Origin of the sequence: Bacillus cereus group sp. BfR-BA-01310 (assembly GCF_022664325.1) — a bacterium.
Classification (GTDB): Bacteria; Bacillota; Bacilli; order Bacillales; family Bacillaceae_G; genus Bacillus_A; species Bacillus_A paramycoides.
The window spans coordinates 98,788-119,641 of the sequence record NZ_JAKUHD010000013.1 but is presented as its reverse complement, the minus strand read 5'-3'; the positions used below and the strand labels follow the sequence as shown (position 1 = coordinate 119,641).

Below are 20,854 nucleotides of genomic sequence, written 5' to 3'. Positions count from 1 at the left end.
TACTTTTTCGCCATTTTTTAAGTTTCCTAGAACTGCGCTACTTGTATTTGCCGCACTTCTTACTCGTAAACTTGTCGCGTTTATTGTTCCTACTTCTTGTGTTCCATTTGTAATATTTTCCGCTGGCTTTTCTTCTTGCTTTCCTGCCTCTAATTTCACAAATTCTAGCGATACATAGCCTTCTTTTCCTTGGTAGCTGATTTTTGCCCAGCCGTTTGCTTTTCCTAACACTGTTACTTTTTCGCCATTTTTTAAGTTTCCTAGAACTGCGCTACTTGTATTTGCCGCACTTCTTACTCGTAAACTTGTCGCGTTTATTGTTCCTGTTTCTTCTACACCATTTTTAATTGTTGGTTGCTGCTGTTTTTGACTAGAAGCGTCAGGCGTTTGAATTGCATCTCCAAATTTTAAAAACTCTAAAGATACATATCCCTCTTTTCCTTTATATTCAATCTTTGCCCAACCATTTGCTTTTCCTAATACCGTTACTTTTTCATTTTTTTGAACATAGCCAATCATTGAACTACCTAAAACTGGACTATTACGTACATTCAAACGAGTCGCCGTAACGATTCCCTCTTCTTTTTGTCCATTATTAATTATTGGTTGTTGTTGTTCAGCACCTGGGGTTTTACCCGACAATTTCAAAAATTGTAATGAAACATACCCCTCTTTTCCATCATGAGAGATTTTAGCCCATTCTTTTTCCTGACTTAAAACTTGTACAGTTGTTCCTTGTTTTACTGTTCCTACAACTTTACCTTGAGTTGTAGGTTGTTCACGTATATTTAAGTTTGTTGCATTTACTGTCGCTAGATTATCACTTTCTGCAAAGGCATGAGTCGAAACAAAAGATGCTGCTGTTGCTAGAAATGTACCTGTTATGATTTGTTTTGTTATTTGCTTCATAATTTTTATAAGAATATAAGCAATCCTATATTCTTCAGCCCCCCTTTTTTTTTATCCGTCTTACTATTAATCTTAACATATCATTCCGGAATATTTATTTTGAATATTAGAATATGGACATAAAAATTATGAACTTCTTTTTCTATATATTGTTTTTTGTGTAAAATCCTTTTCCCTATGAAATATTACAAAAGGATGTATTAATAGGGATTTCAGCATTCCTAATTGGTATGGTACTATTTATTCATCGCAAAAATGCAAAATAAAAAAGCAACATCCTTCCATCTAAAAAATACACGATACAAATTATAAAACTAAAATAAAAGGACTTTGGATTGAAATTTATTATTCAATCCAAAGTCCTTTTTATCATCTATATGCAAAAATATTAATACGCTTTTCCCCAATACACCATGTGCTTAGCTTCTTTACCACAGCAAATACATTCTTCCGCTAAGCTTTCTTGTTCGAACGGAATACAACGTGAAGATACTCCAACTTCTTCTTTTAATTTTTCTTCACAAGCTAGTTCTCCGCACCACATCGCCTTAATAAAACCTTGCTTTTCATCAGCTGCTTTTTTCATCTCTTCGAAATTCGTCACACTATAAGTATTCTCATCTCGAAATACTTTTGCTTTATTAAATAAAGAATGATGAATCTCCTCTAGTAATGATGGAATACGTTCTTCTAATTGATCCATTGATATAAACTCTTTTTCTTTCGTATCTCGCCTTACAAGTACTACTTGATTCTTTTCAATATCCTTTGGACCAACCTCTAATCTAATTGGAGTACCCTTCATTTCATACTCATTAAATTTCCAGCCAGGTGTTTTATTGCTAGCATCTATTTTTACACGTGCAACCTTCTGAATACGACCTTGTAACTCTGTTGCTTTTTCTAACACACCTTCTTTATGCTGAGCAATAGGAACGATAACAACTTGTAATGGTGCCACTTTCGGTGGCATTACAAGTCCATTATTATCACTATGAACCATAATAAGTCCACCTATCATTCTTGTTGATACACCCCAAGATGTTTGATGTACGTATTGCCACTTACCGTTACGGTCTAAAAACTTAATATCAAATGCTTCAGAGAAGTTCGTTCCAAAATTATGAGATGTTCCTGTCTGAAGCGCTTTTCCATCATGCATTAAACTTTCAATCGTATAGGTTGCCTTCGCTCCTGCAAACTTTTCTTTTTCTGTTTTTTGCCCTTTAATAACTGGAATTGCTAAATACTCTTCACAAAAAGCAGCATATAAATTTAAAATATTTAATGTTTCAGTTTGAGATTCTTCTGCTGTTTCATGAATGGTATGACCTTCTTGCCATAAAAATTCAGTTGTACGAAGGAATGGTCTCGTCGTCTTCTCCCAACGAACTACTGAACACCACTGGTTATATAACTTTGGTAAATCATTATATGATTGAACAATTTTTGAAAAATGCTCACAAAATAGAGTTTCAGATGTAGGACGTACACAAAGTCTTTCCGCTAATTTCTCATCCCCACCATGAGTAACCCATGCCACTTCAGGAGCAAATCCTTCAACATGATCTTTCTCCTTTTGTAATAAACTCTCTGGAATAAACATTGGCATATACACATTTTCATGACCAGATGCTTTTAATTTTTCATCCATCACTTTCTGCATATTTTCCCATAATGCATAACCGTATGGACGTAAAATCATACAACCTTTCACACTTGAATAATCAACAAGCTCTGCTTTTTTCACAATATCGGTATACCACTGAGCAAAGTCATCTTCCATTTTCGTAATAGCCTGTACTTGTTCTTTTGCCATAGTCACTCTTCCTCCTTTAGAAAATAAAAAAAGCCCGCGTCCCCAAATAGGGACCGAGCTTTGTCGGCGTTACCACCCTGATTCATACACAAAAAATTGAGTATGCTCTCTTTTTGATAACGGGAATTCCCCGCTGCATATGCAGAACTCAAAGTTAGGTTCCATATCGCCTTTTTAAGAATCTTCCAGCCAAAAGGATTCTCTCTCTACAAAAAAGGTAAGACATGTACTAGTCCTTTTTCATCGTTATAACGAAATAAATTTGTTGAATATCATAATATAAATTTTATTGCAAAACAAGAGTAAATTTTCTTATTTTTATACATTCTTTTCAGTTATTGTTATTTTATACATAACTTTTCCGAACGATTTTTACAAGTTGATGAGCAACCATGCCAATAAGTGTACCAATTAAAACGAAGAAACAAATAAATCCGTATCCCATTCCTTCCCATCCACCGATAACGATCATTGTAACAGGAAAGAAAGCTAAACAAAGAAGTATTAAAATAAGTGAAAATATAATATCAAACTGTTTGTCTGGAAAACGTTTCTTTAGTAAATAAGAAATTGCAAATACAAGGAAAATTGTGATTCCACCAATGATATAAAAGGTACCAAAGCCATCCAGCCAATCCATAGTATTCCCTCCTTACATTCATTCCCTTATAATCATTATATGTTTAAGTTTTCTGAAAATAAACAATAAATTTTATTCAAAAACATATTTTTATCACCAGGTATTAATAGTAATATATAAGAATAGGTTTTATATAATCAGGAGGTCTACTTTATGGATAAAGCATTAACAAATCACGTCATCATATTATCTTTTGACTGTTTATCAGCTTTAGATCTTCCGATATTACAAAAACTCCCTAATTTCCAATCTTTAATGAAAAAGGGCGCTGTTGCGGAAAAAGTAGAGCCGATTTATCCTTCTGTAACATATCCGAGTCATACAACAATTATAACCGGTAATTATCCTAATAAACATGGCGTTGTCAGTAATACATTACTTCAACCAGGACGTGAGTCACCAGATTGGCATTGGTATCGAAAGTCCATTAAAGGAACAACTTTATACGATGAAGCACGTAAAGCAAATTTAACGACAGCTGCCCTACTATGGCCTGTTACTGGAAGAGCAAATATTGATTACAATTTACCAGAAATCTTTCCAAATAGACCATGGCAAAATCAAATTTTAGTTTCATTATTTAGCGGTAGTCCTCTATATCAATTAGATTTAAATCGTCGTTTTGGCCATATACGAAATGGATTGTCACAGCCTGAGCTTGATGATTTCGTCCTTGCTTCCGCTGTCCATACAATTCAGACGAAAAAACCTAATGTTATGTTTGTACATTTTACTGATTTAGACACGCAAAGACATTATCATGGTTTTGAGTCTAAAGAAACACTAGCTGCAGTCCATAGGCACGACGAACGTCTAGGAAAAATTATTCATGCATTAAAAGAAAGTAGTATATACGAAGAAAGTACAATTATTGCACTTGGCGATCATAGCGCTTTAAGTGAAAACAAAGCAATCCAATTAAATGTCCTATTCCGTCAAAAAGGGCTTATATCCGTAAACAAAAATGGAAAAGTACAAGATTGGAAAGCTTATTGCCAAAGCTGTGACGGATCTGCATACGTACATGTAAAAGATAAAAATGATACTGAAACGATTAAAGAGATTCAACTTCTTCTCGAAGAGCTTCTTCAGAATAAACAAAACGGAATTGAATTTATTCTACACGATGAAGATGCAAAAGAACGCGGTGCTGATGGTAATTGCTTATTTATGCTAGAAGCCATGGAAGGGTATTACTTCATTGAGAATCATATAGGTGATTTCATAAAAGAGATTACTAGAAAAGATGTTACTTCTAGTAAAAAATATACATTTGGAACACACGGATATTCCCCAACAAAACCTAACTATGAAACAATTTTTATAGCTGCCGGAAAAGGCATTCAAAGTGGCGTTACAATCCCTTATATGAGACTTATTGATGAAGGCCCCACTATCGCTAGGTTACTCGGTTTGCACTTAGGTGAAACAGACGGAGCAATTGTAGAGGATTTACTTCAATTGTAAAGAACTGTGTATATATGTAAAAGTTATGTAAAAATCATCCTTGTTTCTCTTTTTACAATTTTTATTTTTGTACACTGTTAGTAGAACAAATTTAAGGGGGAACATTATATGAAAAAGATGTCCAGGCAAGAAAAAAGCTGGATATTATATGATTGGGCAAACTCGGTATATTCGCTCGTCATTACAACTGCAGTATTTCCTATTTACTTTAAAGCAGCTGCAAAAGAAGCCGGACTATCTGGTGCAACTTCAACAGCTTATTGGGGATATGCAAACTCGTTTGCTACACTTTTAATTTCTATACTTGCTCCTATTCTCGGCACAGTTGCTGATTATAAAGGATTTAAAAAACGATTTTTCACATTCTTCTTTGGACTCGGTATCGTATTTACAAGTATGCTAGCAGTTGTTCCAACATCTCAGTGGTACTTATTACTAGGTTGCTATATGCTCGCATTAGTCGGCTTTGCTGGGGCAAATATTTTTTATGATGCATTTTTAGTAGATGTTACCTCTAAAGATAGAATGGACCGAATTTCTACGAGAGGTTTTGCATTAGGTTATATTGGGAGTACAATTCCTTTTATCGGTTGTATTGCTCTTATTATTCTTGCTCAAAAAGGAACTATCCCCTTATCGGTCGGCATTGCTAGTCAAATTTCCTTTGCAATAACAGCTCTTTGGTGGGGACTATTTACAATTCCAATGCTAAAAAATGTAGAGCAAACACACTATATTGAACGTCAGCCAAGACCAATTGCAATGAGCTTCAAGCGCCTTGCTAATACTTTTAAAAATATTAAAGAATATAAAACTGTATTTATGTTCCTAATAGCTTACTTTTTCTACATTGACGGGGTAGATACAATTATTACTATGTCTACCGCTTACGGAACAGATCTCGGTATTAGTGCAACTAATCTATTAATCATCTTATTTGTAACACAAATTGTCGCTTGTCCATTCGCTTTATTATACGGAAAATTATCGGAAACATTTACCGGTAAAAAAATGCTATATGTCGGTATTATTATTTATATCATTATCTGCACATATGCTTATTTCTTAAAAACGACACTTGATTTCTGGATCTTAGCAATGCTAGTTGCTACTTCTCAAGGCGGAATTCAAGCACTTAGCCGTTCATACTTCGCAAAACTAGTACCGAAAGAATCTGCAAATGAATTCTTCGGATTCTATAATATCTTCGGTAAATTCGCAGCAATTATGGGTCCGGTATTAGTTGGTGTCACAACACAATTAACAGGAAAAACTAACGCTGGTGTCCTTAGTGTTATTGTCCTATTTATTATCGGGGGATTCCTATTAACTAGAGTGCCTGAAAATGATACGTCCGTTACGCCACCTAATCCTAAAACTAAAACAATATAAGAAAAAGATCCTCTTCACACAAGAAGAGGATCTTTTTCTTTATTTTTAACGATAACGCCTTACAATTAAAAACTCTATAGCTGGCTTTACAACTATAGCAGCGCATAACGCAAACAGAAGCGGTATGTTATGAAAATCAATCCATTTATTAAAACCTACCGATGCGAAAAACAAACCAAAAATTAATACAACTAGTACATAATATGTAACATTTGCACTTGTTTTTAATACATGTTTTTCTAAATCTTCGTTCTCCTCAGTTGTCCCTTCAACATTATGCGATACCAAACTTTTAAACATATAATGTAATGCGATGCTACAAATAAATAGTGCATACCAGTTTACTTGAAGTTCAGTTAACCAATAGTAAAGTGCAAACGCTAGCGTACTTATAGCTACTAATGCCGTAACTAAAAGACTTATTTTCTCTTTCCCCAACAACTACTCCCCCTACTGCTTGTACAAAAATAGTTTATCGACAGTTGTTCCTAATACTTCGGCTAAACGGAATGCTAATGCTAAACTTGGGTCATATTTATTATTCTCAATTGCATTTATCGTCTGTCTTGATACGCTACACTTATCAGCTAATGCACCTTGTGAAATATTATTTTCAGTGCGTAATTCATAGATTTGATTTTTCACATTATTTCCCCTAACCTGTAAAATTATTTTTACAACATCAGTATATAGTTGGTACATTTCATTGTCAAAAGATTCCCATAGAAAAAGGGAGCAGCTCCGCTCCCTTACAATGGCTATTTCGAAACCACTGCATTCGTTAGTTCCTCTTGATTAGCAATCTCTTCTTTATTCATCCTCATACGTAAGATTGGCAAAATTGCCAATAAAATAAGTGACATTGCTATACAGAATACAATAACTAGTGAAGTCATTTCCTTCAATCCTCCAGCTAGTGAAGTTCCAATTAACATAGCACCCATAAACAGTGGTAAAATTGTCCCATTTACTCTTCCAATCATATTTTCTGGTACAAGTTGAATCATAAGCGTCCCGACCACAATATTTACACAGGCTAAACAAATTCCTGTGCCAAATCGCATCAAACTAGTAATCCAAAACGATGTAGACAGTCCTTCTACCAAAAATGATATCGCTAATATACTCATGCCGAATACAAACATTTTTTTCGGATTTACTTTTGAAGTAAAAACTGCTGCAACAATACCACCGATTAACATACCTATTCCGTCAGCTGCAGCTAAATATTGAACTGCTTCCTTTTCCATGCCTAAACGTTCGATCACAAGGAATACTTCTAATGGATTCGTTAATCCAACTGCTAAACCAATAATTGTGAAAGTGATCGTAATCATACGTAAATTTTTCGTATGAAGAACGTATTTCCATCCTTCTTTTATATCATTTTTTAATGAACCTCTCACCGCTTGCTCTTGTTCAACCCATTTTGGTAATAGCGAAAGAACAATAGCCGATAACAAAAATAAAATGATCAAGCTATATAGTGACGTAAATAAGCCAAGTTGTGTATACACAATTGAACCTACAACTGGTCCAAAAATCATAAATAATGACTGTAATGTTTGGTTAAATGCAATAGCACTTGCTACCTGTTCTTCCTTTACATAGCGCTTAAATATACGTGAAGATGACGGCTGAGAGAACTGACCTACAATTGCGGAAACGAGTGTTGCAAAAAATATTGCCTGCCAGTAATCAATCTTTAACAACAAAACAATTCCTATAATAGACAGTACACTTAACACATCTCCAGCGACCATTGTTCTTTTCGGGTTCCAGCGATCTGCTAGCGCACCACCAATAAACGAGAAAATAAAAATAGGTGCATATTCCATAACTGATAATAGTGACACTGACATTGGATCATTATTCGTTCGCTCCATTATGAAATACAAAAGAGCCATATTTCTGATCCAAATTGCAAATTGCTGTAAAATATCAGATGCCATAACGAGCATAAATGCTCGATTTTTAAATAAAGCTTTCATTTTCACTCCTCCTTTTATAAACCGACCGTTCGGTCTAATTTGTTTTATAAGAAAAGCTGCTGATTTATTATTCAGCTGCCATCCCTTTTAACAATACATCTATTGCCCTTTTATAAATTCGTTTTAATTCGTTATTATCAAGCTCGTAGTAGAGCACTCCCAGCCCCGATAATAAGCCGTTTACAATATACATAAGATCACGAGTGTTATCTTCACGGAACTCTCCAGACTGTATACCTGTTTCAATTAATTTCTCAAAAATACCATATGATTCTCTAGTTAAAGCTAGCATTTCATCTAAAATCTCTTTGCTTACAACTTGACTCATAGAAAATTCCTCTATTGCATTAGAAATAGGTTGCTGTATATCCTCTACATGATATTCTGCGAAGCCATATAATTTCTCAGTACTAGTAATATACAACTTCTCTTTTTCATTCCATTTCTCAAGCCAATCATACGTATGCTGTTTCACTACAAATAAAAATAATTCTTCTTTACTTTTAAAGTGATAATAAATACTTCCCTTACTTCGCCCTGTAATCTCACAAATATCTTCCATAGATGTAGCTGCATAGCCTTTTTGTGAAAACAGACTCTCTGCTTTATATGCAATTTCTTTCTTTATCTCTTCTGCGCTTTTTCTCATTCTCACACCTCTTTAAACCGACCGTTCAGTCTAATAATAACAAATGAAAAACCTCTATCGCAAGAGGCTATATTCCTTATTTACGAAAACGTATTTTCAAACCAAACTCGAATCATGTGTATTGTTCCAAATTTAAACCCCAGTTTAACAAGAAATACGCCTCCAGCAACTAATAAAAATAATGCTACTTTCCCTTTGTTTTTCACTTTCGGTTCCCTTTTCATTTCCATTCCCCTTATAACATGTTTATAAAGTGAAACTTTAATCAAACGTTTGTTTAACTGTTTTTTATGTGTATGTAATTCCACTAATCAAACGTTTGTTTAAAAAGAAATACGCCCGTATAAGGCGTATTTCTCATCAATCACCACCGCCGCCGCCATCGCAGCTACCTCCACTATCTCCGCCAAAAGATCCTCCGCAATCATGTGAATGACCGCCATCATGTGAACTATTACTATCAGATCCAGCAAAGAAAAATGATGGTGATGAGGTATTAGAAATATTATGTGCATTACTTTTTTTAGTAAGGTTTACTCTTCGATTATTTGATTTAACTGATGCTGCAATCATCCAAACTAAAACACAAAATAGTAACGCTGCAATAACAAACCCCATATAAAAACCTCCCTTATTTTTCTAACAATTGAAGTACTCTCTCTATATTTTCAAGTGAAATAAAGCGCGATTCACGAAGAATCTCCTTCCCTTCATGAAATAATAGAACTGTCGGCCCTGTAAATACTAAATATCGACCCGCAATCTCTTGCATGTCTTGTAGTAAAACCTCTACTTTCTTTACGTAATCATAACCCTCTAATACATAATTTACTTTCCTTAACATAACATCACAAACACCACAATTTTCCGTTTTTATAAACAGAAGTACTAACTGCTGTTCTTCAATATATGTCGCTAATTCTTCTACCGTTTGAAAATGATTCATCTTATCCCTCTTAACGTAATTTGCGAAATACTTTATCTTGATACATACGAAATGCTGAATTGTCTTTAATTTTTCTCTTTTCCATTAACTGCTGAAAACGCAAAGTTTTTACTGTTAGTTCTTCTTGTAATTTTATTCTCTCAACCTCATCATAACAGCAAGCGATTAAATCCTCTATTTTTAATATATCTTTTTGCAATTCCATTTCTGGTGGAATCATACCCGCATTTTTCAATATTTTATAACTCATTCTTAATTCTGGAGGTACCATTGAAAGGTCTTCTAATTGTAGTGGTTTTCCTTTTCCCGGAATATTATTGAGATCTCCATTCCGTATTGCTTGACGAATTTTTTCTTCAGCAATATTCAAAAACACATCCACACTATTCCCTCCTTTACATATTTTTACTATTATTTTACATGAAATTTCAATTTTCTGCTACATTACGCAATAGCAATGACACACAAGTTTTGGATTCTAAAATTAGTAGTAAAACAAATAATCGTTATGTAATTACTAATGTAGGATGGAGTGGCGAAATTCCTCCGGGTGGATTCGTTACAATCAGAGGTGCAGGAATAGGAAATCCTGCTGAACTTTTAAATGCAGTCATTAGTGAAAACTAAACGTAACCTTATTTAATTATTTCAATAAGGTTTGAATTTAGGTTTTAACGTTAATTCCTAAATTCAAACTTTTAATTTTATAAAAAGTAAAAAAATCAACATTCTAATAATCTATTATATTTATATTTAGTTTCTGATATGAAGTTTGTATGAAGCTCAGCTGAATTTTACATGAATTTCCTTTAATTACTATTGTCTTCCCATACTAATCACATTATCCTTTACATATAGGAATAATTTTTATTCCACTTCAAACTATCTATATATATACAAAGAAAGATAGTGGCCTATTAGGGAAAGGCATCTAGTATTATTATAAATATAATCGCAGAAAAAGCACGCTTATAAGCGCACCATAAGAGTGCTTCTTCATACAATTCTCATGTAAGAATTCTCGAAAATCATGTTAAGTACAAAGAAAAGGCATTAGCTCATAAAAGCTAATGCCTTTTCTTTGTGATTATTTTTAAACGTTCCATTCTTCAATATTCCATACTTTTGTTATCCACGCTTTATAGAAAGAGGGCTCATGTGAAACAATTAAAACCGTACCTTTATATTGTTTTAACGCTTCCTGCAAAGCCATCTTAGTCTCTGTATCCAAATGGTTAGTTGGTTCATCTAAAATTAAAACATTGCTTTGAGTTACGATAAGTTCGCATAATCGTACTTTCGTTTGTTCCCCTCCACTTAATAAATGGATAGGTTTTAAAACATGATCTTCTTTCAATCCGCACTTTGCTAATGCTTGTCGGATTTCTTTTCTTGTCATATCTGGTCTCCCTGCCCATACTCTTTCTAGTGCAGTTATTTCTGAAGCGAATTCCTCTTGTGCAAAATAAGCTGGTTTTACCCGTTCACCAATAAAAACTGAACCGCTTAACGGCTTTATTTGTCCTAGTAATGTTTTTAACACTGTTGTTTTTCCAACCCCATTATGACCAACAATTGCAATCTTTTCCCCTTTTTTCACTTGAAAATCCAATTCTGGAAATAACGGTTCACCATAACCAATTTTCAGTTTCTCTACCTGTAATATACGACTCACTGGCTCAGTATAAACATTAAAATCAAAACGCGCACGAGGTACATCATTAACCTTTTCCACCTTTTGCATTTTCTCTAATACCTTCTCACGACTTTTTGCTTGTTTCGCTTTTCGAATTTTATTTTTTTGAATAAAGGTTTCTAAATGTGCAATTTCTTTTTGTTGTTTCGCATACGCCGCTTGTAATTGTTTCCTTTGTAATTGATAACTTTGCAAAAAGGCTTCATAATCTCCTACATAGCGCTTAACCTTTCGTTCTTCTAGATGATAAATAACATTCGTAATATTGTTCAAAAATGCCTCGTCGTGCGAAATGATAATATAAGCTTTTTCATACATTTTTAAATACGATTGCAACCATTCTATATGCGCTGTATCTAAATAGTTAGTTGGCTCATCTAATAATAAAACATCCGCTTTTTCTAAAAGGAGTTTTCCAAGTAATAACTTTGTCCGCTGACCACCACTTAACTTTGAAACATCCTTTTCCATCCCTATTTCAAACAATCCTAAACCGGTTGCTACTTCTTCAATTTCTGTACGAATTTGATAGAAATTAGAACCTTCAAGTATCGTTTGTAGCTCGCCATACTTTACTAATAGTTTCCCTATCTCTTCCGTTATAGCCATCTCTTCTGTAATTTTTAACATTTCACATTCAATCGCATACAAACTAGAAAATGCACTTTGCAAGTATTCTTCAATTGTTATACCTTCTTGTAAATCCATATGTTGCTGTAAAAAGCCAACCTTCACATGTGGAAACCATTCAATTTTCCCATCATCATGTATAAGCTCTCCTGTTAACAGGCGTAACAATGTTGATTTTCCAATTCCATTTTTCCCTACTAACCCAACATGTTCGCCCTTTAATAATCGAAAACATGCATTATATAAAATAGTTTTCTCACCATATGAATGGCTTACATTTTCTACTGTTAATATACTCATTTTATCTCTCTCCTCTACTTATAGTTCATAAGCTAAATAGAGAGAACAACAGTATAAAGCCTTATTTAGTTGTACATATAAAAATGGGTAAGGTGAATACACCTTACCCATTACAATTTATTATCGTAAAAAAGGATTAAGGTTCTTTACCTGCTGTCTTCAATTTAGCTTAATCTTTAAAAATGGGCAGACTTCTCCCGTATCAAGCTAAAACCATTTGAAGAACAGTCGATAAAGTCATTTTATCCTTTCACTCCTTTTACATTTGTTATATTACGAGTATAAACTACTCTGTTATATTCTATTCGCTATTTTTCCTTTTGTTCCTTCTTATTCATTTCATGTTCTGCAAAAAAGTCTCTTAACAGTAATTATACTAAAACTGTTAAGAGGCTTTTTCTATTTTTTCATATAAGGAGCCAATACTCTTAAAATTTCTTCCTTATCTTTCTTTAACTCCAGAGATGTTAACATATCCATCGTTCGCGGTCGAGGTAATTTCACTTGTACCTCTCCAACAATTGATGCCGGTCTTTGAGATAAAATAAATACGCGATCAGAAAGCAAAATTGCCTCATCTAAGTCATGTGTAACCATAACAATTGTCTGCTTTTCTTGATGCCAAGAATTTAAAAGCCAACTGTGTACTTCCATTTTTGTAAATGCATCTAATTTTCCAAAAGGCTCATCGAGTAGCATAATTGGCTTTTCACATAAATATGTGCGAAGGAAACTAATTCTTTGACGCATTCCACCTGATAGCTCATCTGGGTAATGATTTGCATATTCATCTAGCTCAAACTGCTTTAATGCTTCCATTCCCTCTGTCAGCCTTTGTTTTTTAGGCTTCCCTTCGATTTCTAATGGAAGAACTATATTTTGCAAAGCAGATCGCCACGGTAGTAATAAATCTTGTTGTGGCATATAACTAACAACATCTTGTTTTTTTACATAGTTCTCGTTATAAAACACTTCTCCGCTCGTTGGTTGTTCAACACTCGCAATCATATTTAATAATGTGCTTTTTCCACAACCACTTGGGCCTACAAAGGAGACAAACTCTCCCTCTTGTATGGAAGCACTAATATTCGCTAATACATTCTTTCCATCGAAAGCTTTTACAATATCTTTTATTTGTAATCCACTCATTTTTCACTTGGAAGGAATTCATTTGTAAAAGCATCTTTTACATCAATTTTCTTTTTAATAACTTTGTTGTCATATAAGAAATTCATGTAATTCGTCCAAATCTCTTCCTTCTGTACTCCCCACGCTTTTGCATCATCTTGATACTTTGTACTTAACCACTTTTGACTTTCTTGTACTAATTCTTTATTCACATCTGGAACAGCTTTAATTAAAATATCAGCAGCTTCTTTCGGTTCTTTAATTGCAAAATTATAACCTTCCGTCGTTGCAGTCATAAACTTTTTCACAAAATCTTTATCTTGCTTCGTATGTTTTTCACTTGTAATAATGACAGGACTATAGAAATCGAGCGCTGGATCTAAGTCTTTCACCATAATTGTATTTAACTCTTTTCCTTGACGCTTCGCTTCAATTCCATCCCATCCATAATAAATCCATTCAAAGTCTGCATCACGACCGATTGATTTAAAGAAATCTGTTTGTCCAAGAATAATTTTTTCAACTTTATTAAAATCAGCTTGATGTTTATCCATAATTGTCTTTAACGTCGCTTCTTCTGCTGGTCCTCCCCAGCCACCATAACGTTTACCTTCAAAATCTTTCGCTGAAGCAATATTATCTTTCTTTAACGATGCAAAAGCAGATGTATTATGTTGAATAATTGCACCGACCGACACAACAGGAATACCTTCAACGCGAGCCAATGTTACATTTTCTTGTGCACTTATCGCAAAATCAGCTTTTCCTGAAGCTATCATTTGTTCGGCCGTAACATTATCACCTGGTTGAATGATTTCTACATCTAACCCTTGTTTTTTATAATAATCTTTAGTCTTCGCCACATATAAACCAGTATGGTTTGTATTTGGGAACCAATCTAAAACGACTTTCACTTTCTTTTCTTTGCTTGTGCTCTCTTCTTTCTTCGCCGCATTACATCCGGCAACACCAACTGCTAATAATGCAGCTAACATAATTTTTAAACCTTTTTTCATTTTCTGCCGCCCTTTCTGTATATCCATGGTGCTGTTATTCTTGCCATAAATTCAACAATAAAGTACAGGAATAATGTCACCATGACGATAATCGCTGCTACACCAAATACACGAGCTGTTAAAAAGGATTTTGTCGCTCTTGTGAGCATAACGCCTAACCCTTCACTCGCTCCAAGCCACTCCCCAATAATCGCTCCCATCACACTATATGTAACGGCAATTTTTAAACCTGAGAAAAAGTATGGAAGCACTGCTGGAAATTTCACTTTCTGATAAATTTGCCACTTTGTCGCCTTCATCGTTTGTAACAACTTCAGCATATTTTTATCTACCGTTTGGAAGCCTTCTAAAATGCTAAGCGCAATTGGGAAGAAACAAACAAGAATGACAACCATTACCTTTGGCAACATTCCGTACCCAAACCAAATAATAAATAATGGCGCGAGCACAACGATTGGAATTGTTTGCGAAATAACGAGCAACGGATTCATTAAAATCCGAAATAAAGGAATAACATCCATAATGATAGCAATGCTCGTTCCGAGTAAAATCGCAAAAAACAATCCAATAACAACTTCTTGTAACGTTTGTATTGTGTTTGGTAATAATAAATCTTTCATTCCAATTAATTCTTGTACAATTGCAGAAGGCTTTGGTAAAATCCACGGCTCAATTTTAAATAACGAAACAGATCCTTCCCATATAGCAATGAGAAGGATAAGCCAAATTGTTGTAATTATTTTAGATCGCTTCTGGTTTTGCATATTCATCACGGTACTTCCAAACCTTTTCGTCAATCGTTACGCCCGTACTTGGACGATAGTGAATTTTAATAGAAGTGATAACTTCTTCTGCTCCAGCATCGACGCAAGCTTGTTGTGCGCGTTTAATGACGTCAAGAAGTACATCTAATTCTCCTTCCAGCGTTGTTTCCATTGCCCCTACTTCATAACGAACTCCCGATTGTTGTACAACTTCAATCGCTTTATCAACAACAGAATACACATCTTTTGATTTCGCTTGTGGTACTACTGAAAATGAAATTGTAACTTGTTGTGACATAATAAAATCCCCCTTACAAAATATGTTTTCGAAAAAAGAAAAGGCTTTCCTACCATGTAGGAAAGCCTTGTATGCAAGTTATTCTATAATAACTTATGCTACATCACTTTAAAGTAACTCCCTACGCTGGCATTATCCAGATCAGGTTGAGGGTCGATGTATACTTACATCCTCTCAGCCAATTGGCTCCCCGGTTCTTAATTCGTTTTCATTGTAGCATGATTTATTTTATTGAACAAACAAAAGCATGCATAATCATTTCATTTAACTTTTAACTTTTAACTTTTAACTTTTAAATTCCCCAATTAACTCTTGTAACTCCTGTGAAAGCCAGCTTAAAGAAGTAGCTAATTCAGCAATATCTTGTACAGACATTTCCTGTTCTTTCATCCCCTCTTCAATATTACTACTACTATTCGCATACGTATTTGCGACATGTGATAGTTCATTTACAACACGAACAATATTTTGGCTATTTTGCAGTATATCACTTGAATTGCTAGAAACAGCTCTAACTTGATTTGTAACAGATTGTGCTGATTTTGAAATTTTTTCAAAGAAAGCACCACTACTTTGAACAAGTTTAATTCCAGATTCTACTTCTTTTGAACCTTTTTGCATTAAAACAACAGCTTCTTCCGTTTCATCTTGTGTTTCTCCTATTAATTTTGCTATATCTTTTGCTGATGCTTCCGTCTGCTCTGCTAATTTACGCACTTCATCAGCAACAACGGCAAATCCCCTTCCGGTTACCTCAGCACGTGAAGCTTCAATAGAAGCATTTAAAGCTAGCGAATTAGTTTGATTTGAAATACTTGTAATTACAGTTACAATATCACTAATTTCTTTGGATCTTGTTTCCAAAGAATAAATGATAGAAGATAAATCTTGTACTGCATTTTGTATTATGCTCATTTGATTAATCGCCTGTTCAATAACGCCATTTCCTTTTACTGAATGATGCTCCATACCTTCAGACGCTGTCGCCATTTGTTTTGCAGCATTCGCTATCTCTTCCATCTTATCTTCCATTTCATATACAATACCTAAATACTGTTGTACTGAAGTTTCTTGAGACTGAGCGCCAGCTCTTAACCCAACCATAGAACTTACGATTTCTTGAACTGCCATGCTATTCTCTTTCGTACTCACTGACAATTCTTGTGAAGATGAGGAAACCTGTTCTGCTGTCTGCTTCACTTTATCTATAATTCCTTTAAACTTCTCGATTGTATTATTAAAATAGGTATTAATAATACCAATATCATCTGCTCTTTCCTCTAATTTAATACTTAAATCTCCTTCACCCACTTTGCGCAAGCCTTCACGTAAATCTCGCAATGGAGCAAGTGCGTTACGCACAATTAAGAATTGAATAACAATTGCAATTAAAACAGAAATACAAATAAACATTAAACCTTGTATAATGAATTTTTTCTTTGTACTAGGAACAATAGAGGCATCTACATCAGCGGCAACAATTGCGACAATATTTTCTTCTCCATCTTTAATTGGCTCTAATATCGTTACCCATGATCCTAATTCGTCCTCATATACTTCTGTCATGTTTGCTTTTTTCGTGCTCATTACTTTATCATATGCTTTCATCCAACGATCTGGTTGTTTATAATAGTCTCCTGGCTTTACTTGAACAACATTTGCTAATCCTGTAGCCAAACCGACGATTTGTAACTCACCTTTTTCATTTGTTTTTGCTCCAACAACATACGTTTGTCCAACACTGTTCAATTCTTTCGTTACTTCATCTAATTGCTCTGTTAACTTCTCTCTCTTTTCTCTTTGTGCCGTTGGGTCTTTTTCAACATCTCTCACTATTTCTGCGTCTAATTTATGTAATACCGTATCTCCTGTTTCAAAAGAATGCCGTTCAAATAAAGACATCATACTATTTTGAAACATGTTAAAGCTTAACGCTCCCATAGTACCAACAAGCGTCAAAATAACTAACACAGTTAAAAATACATTTTTTTGAAGAAATGACAGCTTGCGCCAATATCTTTTCATTAACATCACCTTTCTTAATTAACGTAATATAAAGTAAAACTATTAAAATATAAACCTTAATAAATGATAATCATTCTCACTTATTTACAAATAAAAAAAAGACCAATGTAAAAAGCATTGGTCAAGACCAACCCTATCCGTCCGGTAACTGGCTAGCTTAGCCTCTCGACCTTAGCCCCTGTAGTTTTGCGTCCTCATGTTTCCATCAGTTTGCCTTTCTCGCTGAACGAGTTGAACGATATGGGAGTTCTATGAGAATTAAAATATTCTCTTTCAAAGATTACAACATAAGTATTAAAATGTCCACTTATTTAGAGATATAAATATAAAGTTTTGATGTATTATTTTTTCGAAATAATTTAACAAAATGCGTGAATGTTACTTTTTTTGTGTTATATAATAAAAAATGTATATAATTCAAGGATTACTTCGAATAATTATTTAATTTTCATTCAAATTAAACTATTCGAATATATCTTAACTTATGAATTTCGGAGGTAGTTTATCATGTTTTGGCTACAATTTCTTACCTTACTACTCTGTATTTTTATTGGCGCACGCCTAGGTGGAGTTGGTTTAGGAGTAATGGGTGGAGTTGGTATGGCAATACTCGTTTTTGTCTTCCACTTACAACCTACAGCTCCTCCTATTGATGTAATGCTTATGATTTTAGCAGTAATTACAGCTGCCGGCGCCCTGCAAGCTGCTGGAGGAATGGATTATCTTGTCCACCTTGCCGAGAAAGCATTACGAAAAAATCCAAAGCGTATTACATTTTTTGCTCCTATTGTTACTTATTTATTTACGCTATGCGCGGGAACTGGTCACGTTGCTTATTCTGTACTTCCTGTTATAGCCGAAGTATCTCGTGAATCAGGAATTAGACCTGAACGACCAATGTCAATTGCCGTAATTGCTTCCCAGCAGGCAATTACAGCTAGTCCAATATCGGCTGCAACTGTTGCACTTTTAGCAATGTTAGCCGACTATAAAATCACTTTATTAGATATTTTAAAAGTCAGTATCCCTTCTACCTTCATCGCTTGTATGGTAGCTGCATTCGTTGCTAGTAAAATGGGAAAGGAATTAAATGAAGACCCTGAATACTTGAAGCGATTAAAAGAAGGAATGATTCCTAAACTTGAAGAGAAAAAAGAGTTTGTAGGTACAAAGGGCGCGAAATTATCAGTTATCCTTTTCCTAGTCTCAACTTTCCTTGTTGTACTTCTCGGCTCATTTGAAACACTGCGTCCAGGGTGGATGGTGGATGGAAAATTAGTTCATCTTTCAATGCCAAACACAATTGAAATGGTTATGTTAACCATTGCTGCTCTTATTATTATTTTCTGTAAACCAAATGTGGAAAGCATTGTATCTGGTAACGTCTTTAAAGCAGGCGCAACAGCCGTTGTTGCCATTTTCGGTATCGCTTGGATGGGAGATACTTTCTTCAACGGTAACTTAAATATGATTCAAGGATCAATTCAACACTTAGTAACAAGTGCACCGTGGCTATTTGCTATCGCATTATTCATTCTATCTATCTTACTGTATAGCCAAGCAGCAACAGTTCGTGCATTAATACCACTCGGATTATCTCTTGGCATTCCACCAGCATTACTTATTGCGATGTTCCCTGCAGTAAATGGATACTTCTTCATTCCAAACTACGGAACAATCGTTGCTGCAATCAACTTTGATCGCACTGGTACAACTGGTATAGGTAAATATGTTTTAAATCATAGCTTTATGATTCCTGGCTTGATCGCAACCTTTACTTCTATCGGAATTGGAATGCTCTTAATTTCAATTATGTTTTAAAGAAAAAGCACAAACCTATGATTTTAAGGGGTTTGTGCTTTTTTAATCAAACGTTTGTTTAAATCTTTTCAATCGATAACTTCTACAGTATATCCTTTCTTTTTTAAACCACTCAATACTTCTTCGATATGATTTCTATCTTTAGTTTCTAATGATACGTGCAATTGCGCATATCCTGGAAATACCTTTGTACCAATTCGTTCTAAATATATATTTAATACATTCGCTTCAAAACTTGTTACAACCTCGAGTAAGCGTTGCAAATACCCTGGCTTATCTTTAATCATTGTCGCAATATGAACGAAACGCCCTGCTTCAACCATTCCATGCTCAATAATACGTGAAATAAAGTTTACATCGACATTTCCACCGCTTAGTACGGATACGACCTTTTTTTCTTTTATTGGGATTTTTTGATAAAGCAAAGCAGCCAATGAACTCGCGCCGGACCCTTCGACCAACAATTTATTCCGCTCAAGAAGCATTAACATCGTCCGAGCGATTTCCATTTCATCTACACAAAACACATCATCCACATAACGTTGTACAAGTTCAAAAGTTAAATCTCCTGGCCTTTTAACTGCAATTCCATCTGCCATGGTTGGCGCCGAATCTACCGTTATTACTTTCTTTTCCTCAAGTGATTGTTTCATTCCTGGACAAGCAAGTGTCTGCACACCATATATTTTTACTGATGGTTTTTGTTCTTTAATTGCCATCGCAACTCCTGCAATTAATCCCCCGCCTCCAATAGGACAAATAACAGCTTCTACGTCTTCAAGCTGTTGTAATATTTCCAATCCGACTGTCCCTTGACCCGCAATTACTGCTTCATCATCAAATGGATGTACAAATTTTGCTCCTGTCTTCTCTTTTAAATCTAGTGCGTAAGCTAATGCATCGTCAAATACATCACCTTGTAATTCCACATGAGCACCATACCTTTTCGTCGCAAGCACCTTACTTAACGGCGCACCTTTTGGCATTACAATCGTACAAGGAATACTGAGCATATTACTAGAATACGCAACCCCTTGTGCATGATTTCCAGCAGACGCCGCAACAACACCATTTTCTAAATCACCTTTCTCAAGAGAAACCATTTTATTATAAGAGCCACGTACTTTAAAGGAACCTGTCTTTTGTAAATTCTCAAGCTTTAAATAAACATCATTCTGTGATAATTCACTAAATGTGCTCGAATAATCTAGCGGTGTCATATGTACAATACCCTTCATTTTCTCATAAGCAGTTATAATATCCTGGAATACAATCATACCTTCGCCTCCGAAACAATATATGTTTATACATACTAGTTTAAGCGGCATATTTTGTTTTATACGACAAAAGATCACGTAGCATT

21 protein-coding genes, 2 riboswitches and 1 other annotated feature are annotated in these 20,854 nt (G+C 34.6%); of the genes, 3 read left to right on the top strand and 18 right to left on the bottom strand.

All coding sequences use genetic code 11. The features are described from left to right. The 3 genes from MR109_RS21530 to MR109_RS21520 form a co-directional block, all read right to left on the bottom strand. On the bottom strand, window positions 1-909 hold a 909-nt coding region (locus MR109_RS21530), incomplete at its 3' end, for an SH3 domain-containing protein (protein ID WP_242273813.1). A gap of 388 nt (window positions 910-1,297) precedes the next feature. After that, window positions 1,298-2,728 carry a proline--tRNA ligase gene (gene proS / locus MR109_RS21525; RefSeq protein WP_178941193.1) on the bottom strand — a complete coding sequence of 477 codons (1,431 nt, stop codon included), beginning with the start codon at window positions 2,726-2,728 and terminating at the stop codon, window positions 1,298-1,300. A 45-nt stretch (window positions 2,729-2,773) separates the two neighbouring features. Next, window positions 2,774-2,981: a binding site (T-box leader), on the bottom strand. Between the two features lie 93 nt (window positions 2,982-3,074). Then, window positions 3,075-3,368 (bottom strand): YesK-like family protein, encoded by a 294-nt coding sequence (locus MR109_RS21520; RefSeq protein ID WP_048375479.1) that lies wholly within the window; start codon window positions 3,366-3,368, stop codon window positions 3,075-3,077. A 153-nt stretch (window positions 3,369-3,521) separates the two neighbouring features. On the opposite strand from MR109_RS21520, the gene MR109_RS21515 reads away from it, so the two are divergent. Together MR109_RS21515 and MR109_RS21510 are read left to right on the top strand one after the other, a co-directional pair. Continuing rightward, entirely contained in the window at window positions 3,522-4,835 is a 1,314-nt protein-coding gene (locus MR109_RS21515; RefSeq protein ID WP_242273811.1) for an alkaline phosphatase family protein, read from the top strand. 108 nt (window positions 4,836-4,943) lie between these two features. Next, entirely contained in the window at window positions 4,944-6,227 is a 1,284-nt protein-coding gene (locus tag MR109_RS21510) for an MFS transporter (protein ID WP_242273810.1), read from the top strand. A gap of 45 nt (window positions 6,228-6,272) precedes the next feature. On the opposite strand, the gene MR109_RS21505 is transcribed toward MR109_RS21510, so the two are convergent. The 14 genes from MR109_RS21505 to MR109_RS21440 all read right to left on the bottom strand — a co-directional run bounded on the left by MR109_RS21505 (window position 6,273) and on the right by MR109_RS21440 (window position 17,670). Then, entirely contained in the window at window positions 6,273-6,665 is a 393-nt protein-coding gene (locus MR109_RS21505; protein WP_242273808.1) for a hypothetical protein, read from the bottom strand. 12 nt (window positions 6,666-6,677) lie between these two features. Beyond that, complete coding sequence (locus MR109_RS21500; RefSeq protein ID WP_242273806.1) at window positions 6,678-6,929, bottom strand: helix-turn-helix transcriptional regulator; 252 nt, start codon at window positions 6,927-6,929, stop codon at window positions 6,678-6,680. A 56-nt stretch (window positions 6,930-6,985) separates the two neighbouring features. Then, window positions 6,986-8,218 (bottom strand): MFS transporter, encoded by a 1,233-nt coding sequence (locus MR109_RS21495; protein ID WP_242273804.1) that lies wholly within the window; start codon window positions 8,216-8,218, stop codon window positions 6,986-6,988. A gap of 67 nt (window positions 8,219-8,285) precedes the next feature. Continuing rightward, window positions 8,286-8,867, bottom strand: a complete 582-nt coding sequence (locus MR109_RS21490) for a TetR/AcrR family transcriptional regulator (RefSeq protein WP_025150519.1) — start codon at window positions 8,865-8,867, stop codon at window positions 8,286-8,288. Window positions 8,868-8,947: 80 nt separating this feature from the next. Further along, window positions 8,948-9,091, bottom strand: a complete 144-nt coding sequence (locus MR109_RS21485) for a hypothetical protein (protein WP_025150520.1) — start codon at window positions 9,089-9,091, stop codon at window positions 8,948-8,950. A gap of 136 nt (window positions 9,092-9,227) precedes the next feature. Then, entirely contained in the window at window positions 9,228-9,485 is a 258-nt protein-coding gene (locus tag MR109_RS21480) for a hypothetical protein (protein WP_002174688.1), read from the bottom strand. A 13-nt stretch (window positions 9,486-9,498) separates the two neighbouring features. Continuing rightward, entirely contained in the window at window positions 9,499-9,813 is a 315-nt protein-coding gene (locus MR109_RS21475) for a thioredoxin family protein (RefSeq protein WP_002174687.1), read from the bottom strand. Window positions 9,814-9,823: 10 nt separating this feature from the next. Continuing rightward, window positions 9,824-10,195 carry a DnaJ family domain-containing protein gene (locus MR109_RS21470; RefSeq protein ID WP_048375487.1) on the bottom strand — a complete coding sequence of 124 codons (372 nt, stop codon included), beginning with the start codon at window positions 10,193-10,195 and terminating at the stop codon, window positions 9,824-9,826. Window positions 10,196-10,906: 711 nt separating this feature from the next. Beyond that, entirely contained in the window at window positions 10,907-12,439 is a 1,533-nt protein-coding gene (locus MR109_RS21465; protein WP_025150522.1) for an ABC-F family ATP-binding cassette domain-containing protein, read from the bottom strand. Between the two features lie 399 nt (window positions 12,440-12,838). Next, window positions 12,839-13,588 (bottom strand): ABC transporter ATP-binding protein, encoded by a 750-nt coding sequence (locus tag MR109_RS21460; RefSeq protein WP_025150523.1) that lies wholly within the window; start codon window positions 13,586-13,588, stop codon window positions 12,839-12,841. Next, complete coding sequence (locus MR109_RS21455) at window positions 13,585-14,583, bottom strand: ABC transporter substrate-binding protein (RefSeq protein WP_002174683.1); 999 nt, start codon at window positions 14,581-14,583, stop codon at window positions 13,585-13,587. The genes MR109_RS21460 and MR109_RS21455 overlap by 4 nt, the downstream gene beginning before the upstream one ends. Next, on the bottom strand, window positions 14,580-15,353 hold the full coding sequence (locus MR109_RS21450; RefSeq protein ID WP_002174682.1) for an ABC transporter permease: 774 nt from the start codon (window positions 15,351-15,353) through the stop codon (window positions 14,580-14,582). The genes MR109_RS21455 and MR109_RS21450 overlap by 4 nt, the downstream gene beginning before the upstream one ends. Further along, entirely contained in the window at window positions 15,325-15,645 is a 321-nt protein-coding gene (locus MR109_RS21445) for an MTH1187 family thiamine-binding protein (RefSeq protein WP_002174681.1), read from the bottom strand. The genes MR109_RS21450 and MR109_RS21445 overlap by 29 nt, the downstream gene beginning before the upstream one ends. Window positions 15,646-15,746: 101 nt before the next feature. After that, window positions 15,747-15,848, bottom strand: a riboswitch (TPP riboswitch). 82 nt (window positions 15,849-15,930) lie between these two features. Beyond that, window positions 15,931-17,670, bottom strand: a complete 1,740-nt coding sequence (locus MR109_RS21440) for a methyl-accepting chemotaxis protein (protein WP_242273803.1) — start codon at window positions 17,668-17,670, stop codon at window positions 15,931-15,933. 140 nt (window positions 17,671-17,810) lie between these two features. After that, window positions 17,811-17,895: riboswitch (cyclic di-GMP riboswitch) on the bottom strand. A gap of 282 nt (window positions 17,896-18,177) precedes the next feature. Between MR109_RS21440 and MR109_RS21435 the strand changes: the two genes are divergently transcribed. Further along, window positions 18,178-19,491 (top strand): anaerobic C4-dicarboxylate transporter family protein, encoded by a 1,314-nt coding sequence (locus tag MR109_RS21435; RefSeq protein ID WP_002174679.1) that lies wholly within the window; start codon window positions 18,178-18,180, stop codon window positions 19,489-19,491. Window positions 19,492-19,559: 68 nt separating this feature from the next. Here the strand turns inward: MR109_RS21435 and ilvA are convergent, their stop codons facing one another. Next, window positions 19,560-20,768: a threonine ammonia-lyase gene (ilvA, locus tag MR109_RS21430; RefSeq protein ID WP_242273802.1), complete on the bottom strand. Its 1,209-nt coding sequence runs from the start codon at window positions 20,766-20,768 to the stop codon at window positions 19,560-19,562. Window positions 20,769-20,854: the final 86 nt, after the last annotated feature.